19 protein-coding genes are annotated in these 19,669 nt (G+C 62.7%); 11 read left to right on the forward strand and 8 right to left on the reverse strand.

The features are described from left to right. Positions 1 to 27: 27 nt before the first annotated feature. Positions 28 to 1,281 carry a cytochrome P450 gene (locus tag NGM99_RS13255; protein ID WP_252819641.1) on the forward strand — a complete coding sequence of 418 codons (1,254 nt, stop codon included), beginning with the start codon at positions 28 to 30 and terminating at the stop codon, positions 1,279 to 1,281. Position 1,282: 1 nt separating this feature from the next. On the opposite strand, the gene NGM99_RS13260 is transcribed toward NGM99_RS13255, so the two are convergent. The 4 genes from NGM99_RS13260 to NGM99_RS13275 all read right to left on the reverse strand — a co-directional run bounded on the left by NGM99_RS13260 (position 1,283) and on the right by NGM99_RS13275 (position 4,311). Then, on the reverse strand, positions 1,283 to 1,630 hold the full coding sequence (locus NGM99_RS13260; protein ID WP_252819644.1) for a cupin domain-containing protein: 348 nt from the start codon (positions 1,628 to 1,630) through the stop codon (positions 1,283 to 1,285). Beyond that, on the reverse strand, positions 1,627 to 2,907 hold the full coding sequence (locus NGM99_RS13265; protein ID WP_252819646.1) for an O-acetylhomoserine aminocarboxypropyltransferase: 1,281 nt from the start codon (positions 2,905 to 2,907) through the stop codon (positions 1,627 to 1,629). The genes NGM99_RS13260 and NGM99_RS13265 overlap by 4 nt, the downstream gene beginning before the upstream one ends. A 135-nt stretch (positions 2,908 to 3,042) precedes the next feature. After that, positions 3,043 to 3,495, reverse strand: coding sequence for a VOC family protein (locus NGM99_RS13270; RefSeq protein ID WP_252819648.1), 453 nt, complete (start codon positions 3,493 to 3,495; stop codon positions 3,043 to 3,045). Then, on the reverse strand, positions 3,496 to 4,311 hold the full coding sequence (locus tag NGM99_RS13275) for an enoyl-CoA hydratase (RefSeq protein ID WP_252819649.1): 816 nt from the start codon (positions 4,309 to 4,311) through the stop codon (positions 3,496 to 3,498). Positions 4,312 to 4,626: 315 nt separating this feature from the next. Between NGM99_RS13275 and rplM the strand changes: the two genes are divergently transcribed. Next, positions 4,627 to 5,088, forward strand: coding sequence for a 50S ribosomal protein L13 (gene rplM, locus NGM99_RS13280; protein WP_252819651.1), 462 nt, complete (start codon positions 4,627 to 4,629; stop codon positions 5,086 to 5,088). A 2-nt stretch (positions 5,089 to 5,090) separates the two neighbouring features. Continuing rightward, complete coding sequence (rpsI, locus tag NGM99_RS13285; protein WP_252819653.1) at positions 5,091 to 5,573, forward strand: 30S ribosomal protein S9; 483 nt, start codon at positions 5,091 to 5,093, stop codon at positions 5,571 to 5,573. Positions 5,574 to 5,633: 60 nt separating this feature from the next. Here the strand turns inward: rpsI and NGM99_RS13290 are convergent, their stop codons facing one another. After that, positions 5,634 to 6,638 (reverse strand): glycerophosphodiester phosphodiesterase family protein, encoded by a 1,005-nt coding sequence (locus NGM99_RS13290; protein WP_252819654.1) that lies wholly within the window; start codon positions 6,636 to 6,638, stop codon positions 5,634 to 5,636. 156 nt (positions 6,639 to 6,794) lie between these two features. Here NGM99_RS13290 and speB point away from each other — a divergent pair, with 156 nt between their 5' ends. Together speB and argC are read left to right on the forward strand one after the other, a co-directional pair. Continuing rightward, a complete protein-coding gene (gene speB, locus NGM99_RS13295) occupies positions 6,795 to 7,757 on the forward strand; it encodes an agmatinase (protein WP_252819656.1) in 963 nt (320 codons plus the stop codon). A gap of 34 nt (positions 7,758 to 7,791) precedes the next feature. Then, a complete protein-coding gene (gene argC, locus NGM99_RS13300; RefSeq protein ID WP_252819658.1) occupies positions 7,792 to 8,727 on the forward strand; it encodes an N-acetyl-gamma-glutamyl-phosphate reductase in 936 nt (311 codons plus the stop codon). A gap of 13 nt (positions 8,728 to 8,740) precedes the next feature. Here argC and NGM99_RS13305 read toward each other — a convergent pair whose 3' ends face one another. Beyond that, positions 8,741 to 9,841 carry a COX15/CtaA family protein gene (locus NGM99_RS13305; protein WP_252819661.1) on the reverse strand — a complete coding sequence of 367 codons (1,101 nt, stop codon included), beginning with the start codon at positions 9,839 to 9,841 and terminating at the stop codon, positions 8,741 to 8,743. A 143-nt stretch (positions 9,842 to 9,984) separates the two neighbouring features. On the opposite strand from NGM99_RS13305, the gene NGM99_RS13310 reads away from it, so the two are divergent. Continuing rightward, positions 9,985 to 10,200, forward strand: a complete 216-nt coding sequence (locus NGM99_RS13310; RefSeq protein WP_252819662.1) for a DUF2842 domain-containing protein — start codon at positions 9,985 to 9,987, stop codon at positions 10,198 to 10,200. Here the strand turns inward: NGM99_RS13310 and NGM99_RS13315 are convergent. Beyond that, positions 10,197 to 11,246: a polysaccharide deacetylase family protein gene (locus NGM99_RS13315; RefSeq protein ID WP_252819664.1), complete on the reverse strand. Its 1,050-nt coding sequence runs from the start codon at positions 11,244 to 11,246 to the stop codon at positions 10,197 to 10,199. The two genes, NGM99_RS13310 and NGM99_RS13315, sit on opposite strands and share 4 nt — an antisense overlap. A gap of 76 nt (positions 11,247 to 11,322) precedes the next feature. Between NGM99_RS13315 and NGM99_RS13320 the strand changes: the two genes are divergently transcribed. Beyond that, positions 11,323 to 12,483, forward strand: a complete 1,161-nt coding sequence (locus NGM99_RS13320) for a GNAT family N-acetyltransferase (RefSeq protein ID WP_252819666.1) — start codon at positions 11,323 to 11,325, stop codon at positions 12,481 to 12,483. Between the two features lie 12 nt (positions 12,484 to 12,495). Here the strand turns inward: NGM99_RS13320 and NGM99_RS13325 are convergent, their stop codons facing one another. Continuing rightward, on the reverse strand, positions 12,496 to 14,640 hold the full coding sequence (locus NGM99_RS13325; protein WP_252819667.1) for an exopolysaccharide transport family protein: 2,145 nt from the start codon (positions 14,638 to 14,640) through the stop codon (positions 12,496 to 12,498). A gap of 171 nt (positions 14,641 to 14,811) precedes the next feature. On the opposite strand from NGM99_RS13325, the gene NGM99_RS13330 reads away from it, so the two are divergent. The 4 genes from NGM99_RS13330 (at position 14,812) to NGM99_RS13345 (ending at position 19,420) form a co-directional block, all read left to right on the forward strand. Next, positions 14,812 to 15,375, forward strand: coding sequence for a polysaccharide biosynthesis/export family protein (locus tag NGM99_RS13330; RefSeq protein ID WP_252819669.1), 564 nt, complete (start codon positions 14,812 to 14,814; stop codon positions 15,373 to 15,375). An 11-nt stretch (positions 15,376 to 15,386) separates the two neighbouring features. Beyond that, on the forward strand, positions 15,387 to 16,526 hold the full coding sequence (locus NGM99_RS13335; RefSeq protein WP_252819670.1) for a glycosyltransferase family 4 protein: 1,140 nt from the start codon (positions 15,387 to 15,389) through the stop codon (positions 16,524 to 16,526). Between the two features lie 81 nt (positions 16,527 to 16,607). Then, on the forward strand, positions 16,608 to 18,146 hold the full coding sequence (locus tag NGM99_RS13340; protein ID WP_252819672.1) for an undecaprenyl-phosphate glucose phosphotransferase: 1,539 nt from the start codon (positions 16,608 to 16,610) through the stop codon (positions 18,144 to 18,146). Beyond that, complete coding sequence (locus NGM99_RS13345) at positions 18,143 to 19,420, forward strand: O-antigen ligase family protein (RefSeq protein WP_252819674.1); 1,278 nt, start codon at positions 18,143 to 18,145, stop codon at positions 19,418 to 19,420. The genes NGM99_RS13340 and NGM99_RS13345 overlap by 4 nt, the downstream gene beginning before the upstream one ends. Positions 19,421 to 19,669 lie beyond the last annotated feature (249 nt).

The following is a 19,669-nucleotide window of genomic DNA, read 5'->3' on the forward strand; positions in this document are numbered from 1 at the left end:
GCGCAAGCTTCGGCTACTGGAAATCGGATGCTCCAGACGTTTCCCTCGCGCCCCGATTACCTTTCCTTCGACCCGGCCAAACGCCGTGTCAGCCTCGACCCGCACGAGCCGCGCTTTGTTCAGAACCCTTACGAGGCTTATGCCTATCTGCACGCGGTCGCGCCGACTTTCTTTTGGGAAGAATACGGTTTCTGGTGCGTGAGCGCCTATGCCGACGTGAACAGGCTTTTCCGCGACAAGCGTTTCGGCCGCGAGAAACCGGGTGGCTATCTCGCTCATGTCGGCACCCGCGACCATCTTGAGGCTTTCGACCGCCTCGAAGCCGCCTCGCTTCTGGAACTCGAGCCGCCCGTCCACACGCGGCTGCGTGGGCTCGTCAACCGCGCCTTCGTTTCGCGGCAGGTCGAGCGCCTGCGTCCGCGCATCGAAGCGCTGTCACATTCCCTGATCGACGCTATCGAGAAGGAGGGCAAAGCCGACCTGCTGCCCGCTTTTGCCACGCCGCTGCCGATCACGATCATCGCCGAGATGCTTGGCGTGCCGGTGGAGATGGGCGGGCAGATGCTCGACTGGTCGCACCGCATGGTCGCGATGTACATGCACCGGCCTTCCCGCCAAGTCGAAGCCGATGCCAACCGCGCCTCAGCCGAGTTTTCCGATTTCATCCGCGACCACGCTCGCAGGCGCCGTAGCGCGGAAGGCGACGATCTTCTCTCGCTCCTCCTTGCCGCGCAGGCGGATGGCGACAGGCTCAGCGAAGACGAACTCGTGGCTTCGGCCATTCTCCTGCTCAACGCCGGCCATGAAGCAACAGTGCATCAGGCTGGCAACGCCATCCGCGCCATCCTGATGCAGGGTGGCGACGCGAGCCGCTTCTTCGCCACACCGCAGGCCGGCGAAGCGACTGTCGAGGAGTGCCTGCGCTTCGACGCGCCGCTGCACATGTTCACACGCTGGGCCAAGGAACCGGCGGAGATTGCGGAGGGAGTGTCCGTCGAACCGGGTGATAAGATCGCGCTTCTGCTCGGTGCGGCCAATCGCGATCCGGCCTCCTTTGCCGAGCCGCACAACTTCATTCCGTCACGCGCGGACCAGAAGAACGTCTCGTTCGGCGCGGGCATCCACTTCTGCATCGGCGCGCCGTTGGCACGTCTCGAATTGCAGATCGCGTTGCGTGTGCTGTTCGAACGCCTGCCGAAGCTCCGGCTCGTGGAGGAGCCCCGCTTTCGCGACAGCTACCATTTCCACGGTCTGGAAACGCTGCGCTGCGCTTGGGACTAAATCACGGAAGTTTAATTACATACTCTTTCCGCGTCGTCTCAAGCACTTGCCAGCTTCCCTTGAAGCCTGGCCGCAAGACGAAGCTGTCGCCGGCGCGCACGGTGCGCGCCGCCCCGCCGTATTCTTCGATGACCGAGACACCTGCGAGGATGTGGCAGAATTCCCATTCGTCATAGACGATCCGCCACTTGCCGGGCGTCGCCTCCCAGACGCCCGCATAGAGCCCGCCATCAGCTTCTTCAGCGTTCCACGTCTTGAAACGCGGTTCGCCTTCGATGATGCGGCCGACATCCGGCGCGCCTTCCTCGGGCTCGATGCTCGTCGTGTTGATCTTGAGAAAGAGTGTCATGCCTTGTTCAATGCCTGTTCGAGGTCGGCGATGATGTCTGCAACATCTTCGATGCCAACCGAGATACGGATCACCTCGGATCCTGCCCCCGCCGCGCGCTTCTGCTCGTCCGTCAGCTGGCGGTGTGTGGCCGAGGCCGGATGGATGACGAGCGAGCGTGTGTCGCCGATATTGGCGAGGTGCGAGAACAGCGCCAGCCCTTCGACGAGCCGGATACCTGCCTCGTAACCGTCTTTCAGGCCGAAAGTGAAGACGGCGCCCGCACCCTTGGGCGAGTGGCGGCGATAGAGCGAGTGGTTCGCGTCGCTCGGCAAGCCGGGATAGGATACCCAGGCGACCTTCGGATGCGCGGCAAGCCAGTGCGCCACCTTCATCGCGTTATCGCAGTGGCGCTGCATCCGCAGCGGCAGCGTTTCCAGACCTGTCAGGATCATGAAGGCGTTGAACGGTGAAATCGAAGGGCCAAGGTCTCGCAGGCCGAGTACCCGCACGGCGATCGCCAGCGCGAAATTTCCGAATGTCTCATGTAGGACCATGCCGCCATATTCTGGCCGCGCCTCCGACAGCATCGGATAGTTCCCGCTTTTCGACCAGTCGAACGTCCCCCCATCCACGACGACGCCACCCATCGAATTGCCGTGACCGCCGATGAACTTGGTAAGCGAATGAATCACGATATCCGCGCCGTGCTCGATGGGACGAACGAGGTATGGCGTGGCCAGCGTGTTATCGACGATCAGCGGAATGCCGTGCCGTTGCGCCACGTTCGACACCGCTTCGATATCCACGAAATTGCCGCCGGGGTTTGCGAGGCTTTCGATGAAGATCGCGCGCGTGCGCTCGTCGATCAGCGCATCGAAGCTTTCCGGCTCGTCGGTATTGCCCCAGCGGACCTCCCAGCCGAAATTCCTGAACGAATGTGAGAACTGGTTGATCGAGCCGCCATAGAGCCGGCGGGCCGCAACGAAATTGTCTCCGGGCCGCATCAGTGCGTGAAAGACGAGCAACTGCGCAGCATGACCCGAGGCGACCGCCACGGCCGCCGTGCCCTGCTCCAGTGCTGCCAGCCGCTCTTCTAGCACGGCCTGGGTCGGGTTCATGATGCGCGTATAGATATTGCCGAACGCCTTCAGCCCGAACAGCGAGGCCGCGTGCTCGCTGTTTTCGAAGACATATGACGTCGTCTGGTAGATCGGCGTCGCACGTGCGCCTGTGGTGAGGTCGGGTTGGGCTCCCGCGTGGATGGCGAGTGTGCTGAATCCCGGTTCACGCGGCATGAAAGGCTCCTAGTCCGAACGCGGCGCCATTGATGCCGCCCCGGTCCGCGAATGCAACCGCATTTCATATTCCCATGCGCAACGTTGCGGATAGTGGGGATTGTCGCAGTCGCCTGACAACAGATTGGGATGTGTTCAATCGGGCAGCGTGATGCGGCCCTCGGCGTCGATCGAGAAGTCCGGATTATAGGCGACTTCCCAGAGATTGTTCTCGGTGTCGAAGAAATAGCCCTGAGTGCCGCCCCACTCGGCTCGCCTCGTCGGCCTGACCACACGGCCGCCCGCGCCATCGGCCCGGTTCAGCACATCGGCGACCTCTGCGACGTCCCGGGTGTTGTAGGCGAGTGCAACGCCGGAGAAAGGCGCGTTGGACGAGGCACTTTGATAGGCCGCGAAGCCCTGATCGAGCCCGGCATCCTCAGCCAAGGCCTCTCTCGGCCAGAGCGAAAGGATTAGTCCGCCGAGCTGAAAGAAAGCAACCCCTTCGGTGAAACGCTTGTGCCGGATCAAACCCATCTTCTCGTAGAAGGCGACGGCACGTTCGAGGTCCTCGACGCCCAGCGTGATGAGCGAAATGCGCGGCTCCATCTAGTCCTCCCAACGCGCTTCGCGCTTTTCGAGAAACGCACCGATGCCCTCTTCCGCGTCGCGAGCGAGCATGTTTTCGACCATCACGCGCACCGAATGGTCATAGGCTTCCGCTAACGGCATTTCGGCCTGCCGGTAGAACGCCTCCTTGCCGATCCTCAACGTCGAAGCCGGTTTCGATGCAATGGTTTGGGCGTATTTGGTCACCACGGGGTTCAGGTATTCGCGCGGCACGACGCGGTTGATCAGGCCCCATTCTCGCGCGGTCGCCGCATCGATGGTCTCACCCGTCAGCAGCATCTCCATCGCCTGCTTGCGGCCCACATTGCGCGACAGCGCAACCATCGGCGTCGAGCAGAACAGGCCGATATTGACGCCCGGCGTGCAGAAGGTGGCGGTGTCGGTGGCCACAGCGAGATCGCAGCTCGCAAACAGCTGGAGGCCAGCAGCGGTCGCCAGTCCGTCGACCGCTGCGATCACGGGTTTCGGGCAGCGGACGATCGCCTGCATCAGCGAAGCGCAAGCAAGCATGGTCTCCTCGAAGAAGGCGCGGCCGCGGTCCGCATCCCCGCGACGGCCGTTCATCTCCTTGAGATCGTGTCCGGCCGAAAACACCTTCCCTTCGGCGCCGATGACGACGACGCGCACGGCTCCGTCGGTGGAGGCACGGTCGATGGCTTCATGGAGCCGCTTCAGCATCTCGCGCGACAACGCATTGGCAGGCGGGCTGGCGAGGATCACACGCAGGAGCGGCCCGTCCGCTTCCACACGAAGCGGGGTGTCCGCGACGCGCTTGATGGCTACGATCTCCGCCATGATACTCTCCTTGCTCCGATCGTTTTGCTCTCGACGGACGCATAACGTCAATCACGATAACGCTCCTCCAAAGACCTCTCAGGCCAAAGTCAGCATACGGTAAAATAATACCACATATCTAAGTTATTGTTCTCAATGGCACAATTTGCCAGCAGCGTTAGGTCAACGCGTTGACGCTGCGACCGCTCTCGCTTATAGACGCCGTATGGTTCGGTCCCCCGATCCATCCGTTCGACTCATTCGAACAAAAGCAACAAGAAACGCCTCGGCTAAAGGGCTCACACCCGATGCCAAGGTCACTCAAGGAACCAACTCATGAAGACGTTCTCGCAGAAGCCTGCGGACGTGGTGAAGAAGTGGGTGCTGATCGACGCCGAAGGTCTCGTCGTCGGTCGTCTCGCCTCAGTCGTCGCCAATCGTCTCCGCGGCAAGCACAAGCCCTCCTTCACCCCCCACGTCGATGACGGTGACAATGTGGTCGTCATCAACGCCGACAAGGTGGTGTTCACGGGCAAGAAGCATTCCGACAAGGTTTACTACTGGCACACCGGCCATCCGGGCGGCATCAAGGAGCGCACCGCGCGTCAGCTGCTCGAAGGTCGCTTCCCCGAGCGCGTAGTCGAAAAGGCTGTTGAGCGCATGATCCCGCGTGGCCCGCTCGGCCGTCGCCAGATGAAGAATCTCCGCGTCTATGCCGGCGCAGAGCATCCGCACACCGCCCAGCAGCCCGAGTCGCTCGACGTCGCGGCGCTCAACGGCAAGAACAAGAGGGCCTGATCATGGCTGAACTCAACTCGCTCGCCGATCTCGGTGCAGCCACGGGCGTGCAGTCCAACCAGGCTGCGGCTCCCGTTCACGTCCAGAAGCTCGACAAGCAGGGCCGCGCCTATGCTACCGGCAAGCGCAAGGACGCAATCGCACGCGTCTGGGTGAAGCCCGGCTCCGGCAAGATCACCGTCAACACCAAGGAATTCGGCGAATACTTCGCGCGCCCGGTGCTGCAGATGGTGCTCAAGCAGCCGATCGTCGCGTCCAACCGCGAAGGCCAGTTCGACATCGTCGTGACGGTGGCCGGCGGTGGTCTCTCCGGCCAGGCCGGTGCGGTTCGTCACGGCATCTCCAAGGCGCTGACCTATTACGAGCCGGGCCTGCGTTCGGTACTCAAGAAGGGCGGCTTCCTCACGCGCGACAGCCGTACCGTCGAGCGTAAGAAGTACGGCAAGGCCAAGGCCCGCCGGTCCTTCCAGTTCTCGAAGCGCTGATCGCTTCCCGATACAGCCAACAAGAAGGCCGCCTCCGGGCGGCCTTTTCTTTTGGATGGATCAGTTGGTGAGACCATAGGGTATGCGGCGCCCCTCGGCTTCGAGCCAGCCGATGACCGCCTTGGGCTCATCGGTGTGGATCATGGTGGCGCCGCGGTCGAGCCAGAAGCCGTAGGCCTCGCCCGGAAGGTCTGCGCCCACGCCGAGCCTGTCGCCGCGCCCACCAGCGAGTAGACCGCCGGGCGTGTTGACGATGGAAAGCGTGTCCACAACGACGTGCTGGTTGGAGTTCGCGTAAGCAGCTTGCATCGCCGGCGTGAAGAGCGGCCCACCATCGAGTGTCGGCGCATCTGGCTGACGCCAAACGACAATCTCGAGCGCGGTCGAATCGAAGCTCTCGGCCACTTCGGTTGCGAACCCCGGACTGCGCACCGCATCATCTGCCAACACCGGCATGAACCGGACGCCGGGCTTGAGCGCCGACTTGACCGCTGCGAGCCTGCTTTCGTTCCAGATATTTTCCTTCACTACCACGTCGCGCTCCATGCCCAACTCTCGGGCGAGCGCGGCATATTCCGCGACGGCGTCGAGGCCGAGCTTGTTGTCGATATTGACCATGATGCGGCCGCGCGCGACGAGCAGCAGATCGCGCAAGGTGGGCACGGTTTCCATGGTCGGGCGGCTTCCCTCGACGACCAGCCTGCACTGCTGAATCTGCCTCAGGCTCTGTCGCTCCACCTCGCCCTTGCATGTCGTGGTCCGGTCGAGCCAGCTGTCATGCATGACGACGAGTTCGCCATCCGCCGATTTGCGGACATCGATTTCGACCATTTCCACGCCCATCGCGATGGCATTCTCGATCGCAGCACGGGAATTCTCGGCGCGCACCGGCTTACCGTTTTCGAGCCAGCCGCCGCGATGAGCGAGCACCATGACGTGGTGCGGCGCGACCCTGCGATCACTGAAGCGTTGTGCGATCTCAGCGGCGCGCCCCGGTTCGGAGCGCAATGGTGTGGCGATCACCGAAGCGGATGTCAGTAAAGCGAACAGGGCGAAACGGAGCATGGCGCAAGTCCCTCGAATGCCTTTTCGAGGATGGGCCGTAGCCGTCGCGCATGACGCTGGGACTACTGCGCCGCGACAGTTTCATGAAAGCCTCGGAAGGGCTGGCTTTCGCCTCGGCTTTCGCCAATAAAGCGGCAGAGAACAGGGATCTGCGTCATGGCTTCGACCAGCATCGACCACGCCTTCACCACCGAGAGCCTGCTGGGCCGCGCCTGGGATCCGACCTATGCCGGTGCTCTCTCCTTCATGCGCCGCCGCTTCACCAAGAACATCGACGGCGCGGATGCGGTCGTCTGGGGCATTCCCTTCGACGCGGCGGTGTCGAACCGTCCTGGCGCGCGCTTCGGGCCCCAAGCCATGCGCCGCGCCTCGGCCATCTTCGACAACGACCCGCAATACCCGTTCTCGCGCGACCTGTTCGAAAAGCTCGCGGTGGCGGACTATGGCGATTGCCTGCTCGATTATGGCAACCACGCCGAAACGCCGGCCTCGATCGAACGGCAGGCGAGCGCCATCCTCGACAAGGATGCTTTTTTAGTGACGCTGGGGGGAGACCACTACATCACCTGGCCCCTCCTCCGCGCACATGCCAAGAAGCATGGCAAACTAGCGCTGGTGCAGTTCGACGCGCACCAGGACACCTGGCTCGACGACGGCCGCCGCATCGACCACGGCTCGTTCGTGGCGCGCGCGGTGGAAGACGGGGTGATCGACCCCGAGCATTCGATCCAGATCGGCATCCGCACCCATGCGCCGGACGATTACGGGCTCGAAATCCTCTACGGCGACGAGATCGAGGAGATGCGCATCGCCGATATCGTCAGCGCGATCCGTGAGCGCGTAGGCGACCGCCCGACCTATCTCACCTTCGACATCGATTGCCTGGACCCGGCTTTCGCGCCGGGTACGGGGACGCCGGTGGCCGGCGGCCCATCCTCGGCAAAAATCCTGTCTGTGCTACGGCGTCTCGGTACGCTGAATATTGTGGGCGCCGATATCGTCGAGGTTGCGCCGGCCTATGATCATGCCGACATCACGGCGATCGCAGGCGCAACGGTCGCGATGTTCTATCTGGCTCTGCTCGCCGAGAAGAAGGCCGGCGCGGTGTTCACGGGCTGATTCCGCAAACCGCCGCAAGTGATTGGGAAGTAACATGGCAAAGATCTTCATCGACGGCGAACATGGTACGACTGGTCTGCAGATTCGTCAGCGCCTGGGCGGCCGCGACGACCTCGAACTACTCTCCATCCCCGTCGAGCGCCGCCGCGATGCCGGGGCGCGCGCCGAGATGTTGCGCGAAGCCACCATCGCCATTCTCTGCCTGCCTGACGATGCCGCGCGCGAAGCGGTCTCGATGGTCGATGGCGCAAAGACACGTATCATCGACACCTCGACTGCGCATCGCGTAGACGACGCCTGGGCCTATGGTTTTCCCGAACTCGATGCGGACCAGGCCGAGCGCATCGCACGGAGCGACCGCGTGGCGAATCCCGGATGCTATCCGACAGGAGCGATTGCACTGATCCGTCCGCTCGTCGCGGCGGGCATTCTACCGGACGATTATCCCGTCACGGTCAATGCCGTGTCGGGCTACACCGGCGGGGGCAAGCAGATGATCGCGCAGATGGAAGACCCGGCAAACCCGGACCACATCGCGGCACCCTTCTTCCTCTACGCGTTGCCGCTCAAGCACAAGCACGTGCCCGAAATGCAGAAACACGGCCGGCTTTCCCGCAAGCCGATCTTCACGCCCAATGTCGGACGTTTTCCGCAAGGCATGCTGGTGAACGTGCCGCTCTATCTGAGCGACCTGAACGGCACCTCTTCGCTCGGTGAAATCCATGCCACGCTTGCCGACCATTACGAGGGTCAGCCAAATGTGGAAGTTGTCTCGCTCGATGAGAGTGCAGGTCTCGCGCGGCTTGACCCAACCGAATTGGCCGGCACCGACAAGCTCAAGCTCTTCGTGCTCGGCACGGAGGGCGGGGGCCAAGTCAACCTCGTCGCATCGCTCGACAATCTCGGCAAGGGCGCATCGGGCGCAGCCGTGCAGAACATGGATCTGATGCTCACGCGACAGGTGGCGTGAGCGCTGCGCAAGTTTACGCTCCCGGCCTGATCACAACATCCGTCTCGAGCGGATAGGCGCCCTTCGTGCCACGCCAGTGGGCGGCGGCGAAGCCGAGGACAAGCAGCGCGCCGGCCTGGTGCAGCAGTGCCCAGCCGATCGGCACGACGAGCACCAGTGTCGTGATGCCGATGATGGCCTGCAGGATCACGAGGTGAAACAGCACCAGAGCCCGGCGCGCATGGGTCGTGTTCGGCTGGCGCCGGCGCACGGCGATCATGTGCCAGAGCGTCAGCGCTAGCAGCGTGTAGGCGCCGATGCGGTGGACGAACTGGACGGTCTTCGGGTTTTCGAAGAAGTTTCGCCAGACGCTGTCGATCGCGAAAAGGCCGGATGGAACGACCGAGCCATCCATCAGCGGCCATGTGTTGTAGCTCATGCCGCCATCGAGGCCTGCCACCAGCCCGCCGAGATAGAGCTGAAAGAGCGACGCCACGACGAGCCAGCCGGCAAAGGTCTGCGTGCCGCGATCGGCAGGACGCGCCGTGTGCGGCGTGAGGCCGCGCGCGACGATGCCGGTCGCGACGAAGATCAGGGCTGCGATGGTGAGATGCGTTGCCAGCCGGTATTGGCTGACTTCGACACGGTTGACGAGGCCCGACGCCACCATCCACCAGCCCACGCCTCCCTGAAGCGCGCCGAGCGCGAGAATGCCGAGAAGCTTCGGCTTGATCTTTCGCTCGATGCGGCCTGTCACCCAAAAGAACAGGAGCGGCAGCGCGAAGACGACGCCGATGGTGCGCGCGAGCGCGCGGTGGGCGTATTCCCACCAGAAGATCGTCTTGAAGCCGCTCAGCGTCATGTCGGCATTGAGCTGGCTGTATTGGGGAATCTGCTGGTATTTTGCGAATTCTTCCTGCCACTCGACATCGTTCAAAGGCGGGATGATGCCGTGGATCGGCTTCCATTCAGTGATCGACAGGCCGGATTCGGTGAGGCGCGTTGCGCCGCCGACGATCACGATCGCCACCAGCATCGCAACGATGACCCAGAGCCACGCACGCACCATGGCTCGGTTGCGCGCGACTTCGTCGCGTCTTCCATAAACAGCTCGCGCCTCGACAGTGGCCGACATGGCAGGCTCTCCGGTTCGTCGCGTAGTTGAACGCTCCGCGCCCGCGCGGCAACCGCCATCCACGCGACATGCCGTCGCGCGAGGATTGCGTGCGGCTCCCCATGCGCTTACGAGGAGGCAATACCAATCGAGGCAAGGCTCCTGTGCCGGTCCGCATCAAGAAGCTTATCGGCACCGTCCTTCTGATCATTCTCGTGATCGTCTATGCCGTGCTCGCCACGCTGATCGCGGTTGCGCAGCTGTCGGAGTCGAGCCCGATCGTGCACCTGCTCTATTTCTTCCTCACCGGCCTGTTATGGATCGTGCCGGCCATGTTCATCATCAAATGGATGATCGGAAAGCCGGAAGATCAGGCCTAAACGGTGACGAGCCGCCGCCCGCCGTTCGCGAGCGGCGTGGTCAGCCCGCGCAGCATGGTGCGCAGATGGGCGAGGTTTTGGAACCGCCCGTTCAGCGACAAGCGCGGCAGCGCATGGAGGTGGTCGATATGGTCTTCGCGCAGCACGCCATGGCGCGTGGTAACCGCTGAGAGATAACCGGTCTGTCGCACAAGAGCGACTTCGCGCGGACCGACCGCCTCGCCAAAACCGTACGGGTAAGCGAAATGGCGCGGCTCGCGGCCGAGCTGTTCCGTGATGCGCCGCCGTCCTTCTTCGAGTTCGAACAGCACCTCCGTCTCGCCGAGACGCTTGAGATTGTGGTGATCGACGGTGTGCGCTCCGATCGTCACGAGCGGATGGCGAGCGAAGTGCCGAAGTTCGTCCCATGTCATCAGCGTGGCGCGGCCCGGTGCGCTGTGATCGACGCCAGCCTCGCGCGCGACGCGGCGAACGAACCCGGTCCGCTCGCTTTCCGGGACATCCTTGCTGACCGCAGTAAGCAAGCGACTGAAAGCCGATTGGCGCGCGCTCGAACTATCGCAGTTCAGCTGCTCGCCCCCGAGCTGGATCGGACACCCGGCATTGACCGCTTCTTCGAGAACGTCCCACCAGAGGTCGGCCGTGCCATCGATGAGCCCTGGTGCGACATAGACGGTAATCGGCGTGGAATGCCGCTCGAGAACCGGCAGAGCTTCGAGCATGTTGTCGCGATAGCCGTCATCCGCTGTAAGCGCGACGAAGCGCGAGCCGCCGGCATCTCCTGCCCGCAGACGCTCGACGGCCTCATCCATGGATACAAAGACGAAACCGTCATCGCGAAGCATGGTGAGAACCGCGTCAAGAAAACGCGGCGATACGGAAAGGTGGCGGTTCGGGCCATCCGGGAAGCGCAGCTTATCCGTGACGCGATGGAGCATCAGGATCGCTCCCGTGCCGCCGAACCATGGTTGCAACAGCCGATCGATCCCGGTGATCCGTCCGGCATCCATGACCATGCGGCGAAGCGCGTCGGCGCCTGAACGCATTCCTTCACCTTTCCTTGCGAGCTTCCATCTACTGCGGCCAAGGGTAGAGCTGAAGGATTGCGGCATGGTTGATGGCATGGCACGCGCTGACGCAACAGGCTTGAACAGCCTGTCGGCTACCCTGCGCGTGCTGGATGAAGGCGCGCTGCAAGATTACCGCAGCTTCGCGGGGAGCCGCATCGTCGGTCCTGCACAGCATCCGGTCTGGGCGAAAGCTTGGAGCCGGCAACCGAATGCGAAGCCGATACTCGTCGAGGTCCAGAGAGACGGCGCAACAGTCCTCATGCTTCCGCTCGAAGTCGTAACCTTGCACGGCGTGCAGATGGCCCGCTTCATGGGCGGACGACATGCAAACTCGAATTTCCCCGCCTTTATCGATGGTGAGGTTGGACGTCTCGAACTTGGCACGGCGCTGCGAACAGCTTTGACCTCGGCGGACCTTACCGTTGATGTGCTGGCCTTGGAGCGCATGAGCCCGGATCGCGAGGGACAGTCAAATCCTCTCGTTCTGGATGGTGCCCGCGCGAGCCCAAACCTCGCGCTCGCAACGAAGCTCGGCGCTCCGTTCGACGTTCTGGTGAAGACCAAGGAGTATCGCGGCAAGGCGAAGAAGCACCGTTCGCAACTGCGCAAATATGAGGCCGTAGGGGGCTTCGTGCGAAAGGAGGCTGCGACACCGGTGGAAACCGCACAACTGCTCGACACCTTCTTCGCGCTCAAGGCCGAGCGGTTCAAGCAGGCCGGCATACCCGATCCGTTCGAGCCCGCGCCGGTGCGCGCCGCCTTCCATGCCCTTTTCGCGGACGCATTGTCGGAACCCGAACCGCCATTCCGGCTGCAGGCGCTGGAAGTGGAGAACAAGCCCCGCGCCGTCACCGGCAGCAGCTACGGTTCGGACCGCATCACCTGCGAGTTCGGTGCGATTGCCAGTGACGAGCTCGCCAAGCTCAGCCCCGGTGAGCTCCTGTTCTATCTCAACATCAAGGAAGCTGCCGACAAAGGCTGCACCTTCTACGATTTCGGCGTCGGCGACGAGCCCTACAAGCGCCAGTGGTGCGACGTGGAGACCGAACTGTGGGATGTCTTCATGCCGCTGACACTCAAGGGTCGGGCTTCCGTCGCTGCGCTCGCGACTTCGGCAAAGCTCAAGCTCATGCTCAAGCGCAATCAGCGCCTTTGGCAGGTCTTCAAGGATGTGCGCCGCCGTCTTGCTGGCAGCGCCACGCAGGCTCCCTAAGCTTGATGCCTATTAGGCCGCGTCGCGATCGGTCTTTGGCGGCAGCGGCGCGCGATAACCGGCGGGCGTGACGAGGAGCGGCTCGTAGCCGCGCTCTTTCAGGTCAAGAACGGTTTTTGTCACGCTCTCGTCTTCGCTGCTCAGCACGCTGACCAGAACCGACGTTTCCTCGCCGACCAGACGCTCGATGCCCTCCGCATCGATCGGACCGCATTCGACCACCACTAGATCATAGGCGGTGGTCAAAGAGCTCATGATGATCGGCAGGCGGTCGGCGGCGCGCATCGCCTTCGCGGCATCGGCCGTGCCGATCGGGATGACGTGACAGTCGGAATAGTGCTCGGCACGGATGACATCGGTGAACTGCGCTTCGGCGGCAAGCAGGTTGGTGATGCCGGGAAAACCGACGCCATCCAGCATCGGCCTGGAAGCAGCACCCGATGAGGACAGATCGAGAAGCAGCACGCGCAAACCCGTATCGGCGACTTCTCGGGCAACGAGAACCGAAACGGCAGCCGCTTCGTCACCCTCCGGCGAAATCACCACCGCGCGGCTGGTGCCGCCCGTGACGAGGCGCTGCGCGGCACGCACGATGCCGATCTCGCCGGACTTGGGCTCCGGCACTTGGGTGGTCGCGACTGGTGTGGCTTCCTGCGGTCTTGGTGCGGGCAGTGCAAGCGGTGCGACGGGCTCGGCGGTCGCAACGGGCGGCGCCGCGGCGATCACGTCATCGACGGGCTCGCTATAAGCGCTCCTTGCAGGGCGCATCGCACGGCCGGAGAAGAGTTCGCTCAGCAACGTCAGCACGGACATCAACAGAAGCGACGCGACGAAGGCCGCGACCGTGATCGGAACCTTCTTCGGGAAGTAAGGCTCGATCGGCGTCGTCGCCGGTGAAAAGACTCGCGCATCGGCCGGAAGGTAGTTGCCATCGCGGCGCGAAGACGCTTCGCGGAAACGGCCGAGATAAGATTCGAGGAGGTCGCGCTTGGCGTTCGCCTCGCGCTCCAGCGCCCGCAGCTCGACCTCCTGCTCGCCTGCCTTTGCAGCGGCATCTTTCTGGGCATTGAGTTGGGCGACGAGTTCGTTCTCGCGCAGTTTCGCGGTGTCGGCTTCGTTCGCCAGACTGCGCAATACGTTCTGCGCCTCCGCCCGGATCTGACCGTCCAGATCACCCAGTTGCGACCGCAGCGAGCGGACGCGCGGATGGTTTTCGAGCAGCGTGGTGGAGAGGTCGGCAATATCGGTCTTGAGCTGAACCTGTCGCTCGCGCAGCCGCTGGATCAGCGGGGATTGAAGCACTTCAGGGATCGAGTCGAGCGAACGCCCTTGCTGAAGTGCGGTGCGCACGCTGGCAGCCGACGCCTCGGCTGAAGAGCGCGCGGCGCGAACGCGGGAGAGTTCGGTCGAAAGTTCGGAGAGCTGCTGCGTCGCGAGCACGGAATTATTTTGGCCGATCAAGAGGTCGGACTGTGCCCGATACTGGGCGACCTTGGCCTCGGCCTCCTTCACCTCGCCCGTCAGCTTGGCGATCTCGGGCTCGAGCCAAGTGGTGGCATCGGTGTTGGACGAAAGCTTCGTGTCACGCTGCACGTCGAGATAGGCATTGGCGATGGCCGAGGAGACATTGCGTGCCACCTCGGGATCTTCCGACGAAAACTGCACGACGATGACGCGAGAGCCTTCCACGCGGAAAACGCTGAGCTTGTCGCGCATTTTCTGCAGGACGCGCTCCTCGACCGGCATGCTGGCCGGGTCGGTACGCAGACCGGTCTCGATCAGAAATTTGGAAACCGCCGATGGATTGCGTGCCTCATCGAACTCATCGCGCGTTTGCAGGTTCAAATCGTCGGCGACCTTGCGCAGGATACTGGACGAGCCGATCAGCTCGACCTGCGTTGTAATCCCTTCCGCATCCATCGGCTGCGGCTCGGCCTGCGTGGCAGTGTTCGGACGCGTGAATGCCGACTCGCGCCCTTCGATCGTGAGCCGTGTCTCGCTTCGAAATTGCGGGGTGGCGAGCGACGCCAAGCCGTAGGTCCCGGCGGCCACCACGACCGATACCCCAAGCACGCGCTTCCAGCGGCGCAGGAGGCTGCCGAACAGCGTGCGGAGATCGACATCGAGGTCGGCGGTGTTGGACTGAACGCGTGACATGACCGTCTGCCTGCTTCTGACGCATCAGCAAGGTAAATAGTTATGGTAACTCAATACTTAAGATAGGGGCGAGCCGCAGGGCCCAAGGTGTTTTACGCCGCGTTAACCCTAACCATTCAATAACACCGCATGAATTGGGGGCGGCGTCGTCCCGACCACCGGGCACGGATCATGAAACGCAACCTCTTCGCAGTGACGGCCATCCTTGCCTCCGCACTTGCCGCGGGCTGCACCAGCTATCGCCCTGCCCCACCGGCTTTCCATAAGGCGCTTTCGCAACCCTACATGCTCGGCGCCGGTGATCGCGTTCGCGTCACCGTGTTCGAACAGGATGGGCTGACCAACACATACAGCGTCGATCAGGCCGGCTACATTTCCGTGCCGCTCGTCGGACAGGTGCCGGCACGTGGCCGCACCGCCCAACAGCTGGAAAAGGACATCGCCAACAAGTTGCGCGGCGGCTATATCCGCGACCCAGATGTCGCGGTCGAGGTCGATCGTTATCGCCCGATCTTCGTCATGGGCGAAGTGGGGGCTGCGGGCCAATATTCCTACCTGCCCGGCCTCACCGCCCAGAAAGCCATCGCGACCGCCGGCGGCTTCACGCCCCGCGCTCAGCAAACAGATGTGGACATCACGCGCGATATCAACGGCAAGGTCATGACGGGCCGCGTCGTGACCTCGGATCCGCTTCTGCCCGGCGACACGGTCTACGTGCGCGAACGCCTTTTCTGATTACCCGGCAAGTGTCGGACGAACCTCTCCGCATCGTCCACTGTTTCCGCTCGCCCGTCGGAGGCATTTTCCGCCACGTGCGCGACCTTGCCGAGGCACAGACGAGCGCCGGGCACCTTGTCGGCATCGTCTGCGATTCCAGCACCGGTGGGGTGCATGAGGATAGGCTGTTCGAGGCCATCGCGCCATTTCTGGCGTTGGGTGTCACGCGCACGCCGATGCAGCGCCATATCGGCTTCGGCGATCTTGCGGCCGCCCGACGCACGCTCGGTATCCTGCACCGCATGAAGGCCGATGTGCTGCACGGCCACGGTGCCAAGGGCGGCGTCTATGCTCGCCTGTTCGGCACTTCGATGCGGCTCGGCGGCAGGCGCGTCGCGCGCCTTTACTCGCCCCATGGCGGCAGCCTGCACTACGACCCGAGAACCATGACGGGCCGCATGTTCTTTGCGCTCGAACGCATGATGGAGCGCTTCGGTGATGGGGTGCTCTTCGTATCGGACCACGAACGCCGGACATTCATCAACAAGATCGGAGAGCCGAGGGGCCGCACCACGCTCGTCTATAACGGTTTGCGCGACGAGGAATTCGTGCCGGTCGAAGCCATGCAGGATGCCGCCGATTTCCTGTATATCGGCATGATGCGTGACCTGAAGGGGCCTGATCTCTTCATCGATGCCTTGGCCGACACCAGTCGAACCACCAGGCTACCGGTTTCGGCCGCTATGGTCGGCGCAGGCGACGACCTACCGCGCTATCGCGAGCAGGTGCGGCTTCTTGGCCTGTCCGACCACGTGCGCTTCTTCGACCCGATGCCGGCTCGCGACGCCTTCCGGCTCGCCCGCCATGTCGTCGTGCCGTCGCGTGCCGAGGCCATGCCCTACATCGTCCTCGAAGCCTTGGCGGCGACGAAGCCCATGATCGCGAGCATGGTGGGCGGCATTCCTGAAATCTTCGATGAATGGCGTCATGGGCTTGTTCGGCCCACTGTCGAACAGATCGCACAGAAGATGCGGGAAGCGCTGGATGATCCGATACAGTTCGCCGGGCTCATGCCCCCTGCCGAATCGCTCCGGGCCCGCTTCAGCGCTGGCGTAATGGCAACAGCTATCGAACGAACGTATCGCGAAGCACTGAGGCGTCATTCCTGACGTGGCGTCATCGATCGAATTCGTGTCAAAGCTTCCTTAGCTGCGCTTTGCTATGAAAAGCCGCAGACGGACCCGCCTGCGATGAACGATCCCAATCCAGCCCGCCCTACTTCGATCGACCAAATTCTGCGGCGGCCGGAGGATGAAACCGGCAGCAGTAATTCCGTGCGCCTGAACCGGCTCGCGCAAGAGATCGCGTCGCAATACCGTAAGGATTCCATCTCGCCCGATCTGATGCGCGGCGTGATGCTGCTTTGTGAGCTTTCCCTGCTGCTCGCGTCGGGCCTCGTCATCTACGCCTTCTATGTCGGACACCCCTCGCCGATCTGGCTCTATTATCTCGCTTCCATCGGCACGGCGTCGCTCGGCGCGGTGATCCTCTTCGAGGGAGCCGGCGCCTACCAGATCGGCACGCTGCTTCGCCCCTCGACCGTGGTGCGTGCAGTGACCTTCATCTGGTCGGGCGTCTTCGCCTTGGTCGCGCTGGCCGGCTTCTTTCTGAAAGTGACGGAGGAGCTTTCACGCTTCTGGCTCGGATCCTGGTATCTGACCGGTCTCGCTTTGCTGCTCGTGTTCAGGTTCGTCATGTCACGGGTGTTGCGCAAATGGGCTCGCGACGGGCGGATGGAGCGCCGCGCAGTGATTATCGGCGGCGGAAAGCCGGCGGAAGTCCTGATTCGATCGCTTGAGCAACAACCCTATAACGACATCCGCATCTGCGGCCTGTTCGACGATCGCGACGACACGCGCTCGCCGCCGCTCGTGGCGGGCTATCCCAAGCTCGGCACGGTGGACGAATTGATCGAGTTCGCCCGCATCGCGCAGATCGACATGATGATCGTCTGTCTGCCGCTGACGGCCGAGACGCGCGTGCTGCAGCTGTTGAAGAAGCTTTGGGTTCTGCCGGTCGACATTCGTCTGTCCGCGCATTCCAACCAGCTGAGATTCCGCCCGCGCGCCTACTCCTTCATCGGCTCCGTGCCGATGCTGGATATCTTCGACAAGCCTATCAATGATTGGGATTCTGTGGCGAAGCGTGTCTTCGACATCCTGTTCAGCCTGCTCGGCCTCCTCGCCTTTTCGCCCGTGATGATCGCGACCGCGATTGCCATCAAGCTCGACAGCAAGGGACCGGTCTTCTTCCGTCAGAAGCGCCATGGCTTCAACAACGAGGTGATCGAAGTCTGGAAGTTCCGCTCGATGTTTCACGACCAAGCCGACCAGATGGCCGCACAAGCCGTCACGCGAGGCGACCCGCGCGTGACGCGTGTCGGGCGTTTCATCCGCAAGACTTCCATCGACGAACTTCCTCAGTTCTTCAACGCGCTGGCAGGCAGCCTTTCGCTTGTGGGTCCGCGTCCACATGCTGTGAGCGGTCACAGCCGCAGCCGGCTTTTCTCCGAAGTGGTGGACGGCTACTTCGCGCGGCATCGCGTGAAGCCCGGCGTGACGGGCTGGGCGCAAATCAATGGCTGGCGCGGTGAGATCGACAATGACGACAAGATCCGCATGCGCACTGAATTCGACCTGCAATATATCGAGAACTGGTCGATCTGGTTCGACCTGAAAATCCTTTTCCTGACTCCGATCCGCCTCTTCAACACCGAGAACGCCTATTGAGTGCGACCTTGCAGCCGGGCGTGACGGCCGAGGCCGTGAATGCCAAGACCGTCGCGCTGATCGCCTCGGGCGCGGTCGCGCTGGGCGTCGCGCTGTCGGGCTTCGTGATCCGCGAGCCTGCGCCGTACGAGCTTTACATGGCAGCGCTCATCGCAGTCTGGGCGCTCTTGGGTCTTCGCATCTCGCGCGGTGTCGTTCCGCTGCTGATCCTGCTGGTGACCTTCAACATCGGCGGCGCGCTCGCCATGACGCAGATGGCCGATATTTCCGGCACCCCGCTCTACCTCATGGTCTCATTGTTTCTCGGGCTGACCTCGGTTTTCTACGCGGCCGTGCTGGAGCGAGACCCGAGCCTGTTCAAGCTGATTTTCGTGATCTGGACCCTGGCTGCCACCGTCACATCGGCGCTCGGAATTCTGGGCTACTTCAATCTCGTGCCGGGCGCCTCGCTTTTCACGCTTTACGGCCGCGCATCCGGGGCATTTCAGGATCCGAACGTGTTCGGTCCTTATCTCGTACCGCCTGCCCTGTTCCTGCTGCATGCCACGCTCACCGGCCGCATCTCGCGATTGCCGTTCGTCGCCTTGCCCTTGCTCGTTATCCTCGGCGGCTTGTTTCTGTCATTTTCGCGCGGTGCTTGGGGCCTGTTCGCGGCAACCGCCATCGTGCTCACAGCCGCGCTATTTATACAGACCCAAAGCGGACGCGTGAGGCTGCGCATCGTCGTCATGAGCTTGCTCGGGCTCCTCATGATGGCCATTCTGCTGATCATCATCTTGCAGCTTCCCGGCGTGGCAGAACTCTTCACAACCCGCGCGCAGCTCGTGCAGGACTATGACGGCGCGCGGCTGGGCCGATTCGCGCGTTACGCCATCGGCTTCTCGCTTGCGCTCGAAAAGCCGCTCGGCATCGGCCCGCTTGTCTTCGGCCAGCTTTACAGCGAGGACACGCACAATATCTGGCTCAAGGCGCTGATGGATTATGGCTGGCTAGGCTTCGTTTCCTGGCTGACATTGATGCTTTGGACCATTGCCGCCGGCTTCCGCATCCTGTTCCGCGACAGGCCTTGGCAGCCCTTTCTGCTCTGCGCCTATATCGCCTTCCTCGGCCATCTCGCGCTCGGCTCGGTGATCGACATCGACCACTGGCGTCACTTTTATCTGCTGCTCGGGCTCGTTTGGGGCGCGATCGCGCTGGAATATCGTCGCGGCATGACTGCACGACGCCATTTGGAGGCAGGGCGACAGCAAATCCTGAACTACGCAGAAGACTGAGCCGCGGCGGTCGCCACAGATCAGGCAGCGGACCGGCATCATTCATTCGGCACAGCTCGAAAGACCGCTCATCTCCCACTTATCCAAAGGATGTGCGGCGTTAAACCTTGCAGTTCGTCTTGAACGGCATCACGCTTCAGAAACCTTGGGAGGGGTGTGTTATGTCTAGAAACACGAAGGCTGCGTGGCAGACCGTCGGCTTGGCAACATTCACCGCGATTTCGGGCGCGCTGCTGCTCGCGGTCATGA

It is taken from the genome of Mesorhizobium liriopis (assembly GCF_024053505.1).
GTDB lineage: Bacteria > Pseudomonadota > Alphaproteobacteria > Rhizobiales > Rhizobiaceae > Mesorhizobium_B > Mesorhizobium_B liriopis.

Excerpts from the sequence above, each read along its gene's own strand:
- NGM99_RS13255 (WP_252819641.1), top strand. The coding sequence starts at position 28 with ATGCTCCAGACGTTTCCCTCGCGCCCCGATTACCTTTCCTTCGACCCG.
- NGM99_RS13260 (WP_252819644.1), bottom strand. The coding sequence starts at position 1,630 with ATGACACTCTTTCTCAAGATCAACACGACGAGCATCGAGCCCGAGGAA.
- NGM99_RS13265 (WP_252819646.1), bottom strand. The coding sequence starts at position 2,907 with ATGCCGCGTGAACCGGGATTCAGCACACTCGCCATCCACGCGGGAGCC.
- NGM99_RS13270 (WP_252819648.1), bottom strand. The coding sequence starts at position 3,495 with ATGGAGCCGCGCATTTCGCTCATCACGCTGGGCGTCGAGGACCTCGAA.
- NGM99_RS13275 (WP_252819649.1), bottom strand. The coding sequence starts at position 4,311 with ATGGCGGAGATCGTAGCCATCAAGCGCGTCGCGGACACCCCGCTTCGT.
- rplM (WP_252819651.1), top strand. The coding sequence starts at position 4,627 with ATGAAGACGTTCTCGCAGAAGCCTGCGGACGTGGTGAAGAAGTGGGTG.
- rpsI (WP_252819653.1), top strand. The coding sequence starts at position 5,091 with ATGGCTGAACTCAACTCGCTCGCCGATCTCGGTGCAGCCACGGGCGTG.
- NGM99_RS13290 (WP_252819654.1), bottom strand. The coding sequence starts at position 6,638 with ATGCTCCGTTTCGCCCTGTTCGCTTTACTGACATCCGCTTCGGTGATC.
- speB (WP_252819656.1), top strand. The coding sequence starts at position 6,795 with ATGGCTTCGACCAGCATCGACCACGCCTTCACCACCGAGAGCCTGCTG.
- argC (WP_252819658.1), top strand. The coding sequence starts at position 7,792 with ATGGCAAAGATCTTCATCGACGGCGAACATGGTACGACTGGTCTGCAG.
- NGM99_RS13305 (WP_252819661.1), bottom strand. The coding sequence starts at position 9,841 with ATGTCGGCCACTGTCGAGGCGCGAGCTGTTTATGGAAGACGCGACGAA.
- NGM99_RS13315 (WP_252819664.1), bottom strand. The coding sequence starts at position 11,246 with ATGCGTTCAGGCGCCGACGCGCTTCGCCGCATGGTCATGGATGCCGGA.
- NGM99_RS13320 (WP_252819666.1), top strand. The coding sequence starts at position 11,323 with ATGGCACGCGCTGACGCAACAGGCTTGAACAGCCTGTCGGCTACCCTG.
- NGM99_RS13325 (WP_252819667.1), bottom strand. The coding sequence starts at position 14,640 with ATGTCACGCGTTCAGTCCAACACCGCCGACCTCGATGTCGATCTCCGC.
- NGM99_RS13330 (WP_252819669.1), top strand. The coding sequence starts at position 14,812 with ATGAAACGCAACCTCTTCGCAGTGACGGCCATCCTTGCCTCCGCACTT.
- NGM99_RS13340 (WP_252819672.1), top strand. The coding sequence starts at position 16,608 with ATGAACGATCCCAATCCAGCCCGCCCTACTTCGATCGACCAAATTCTG.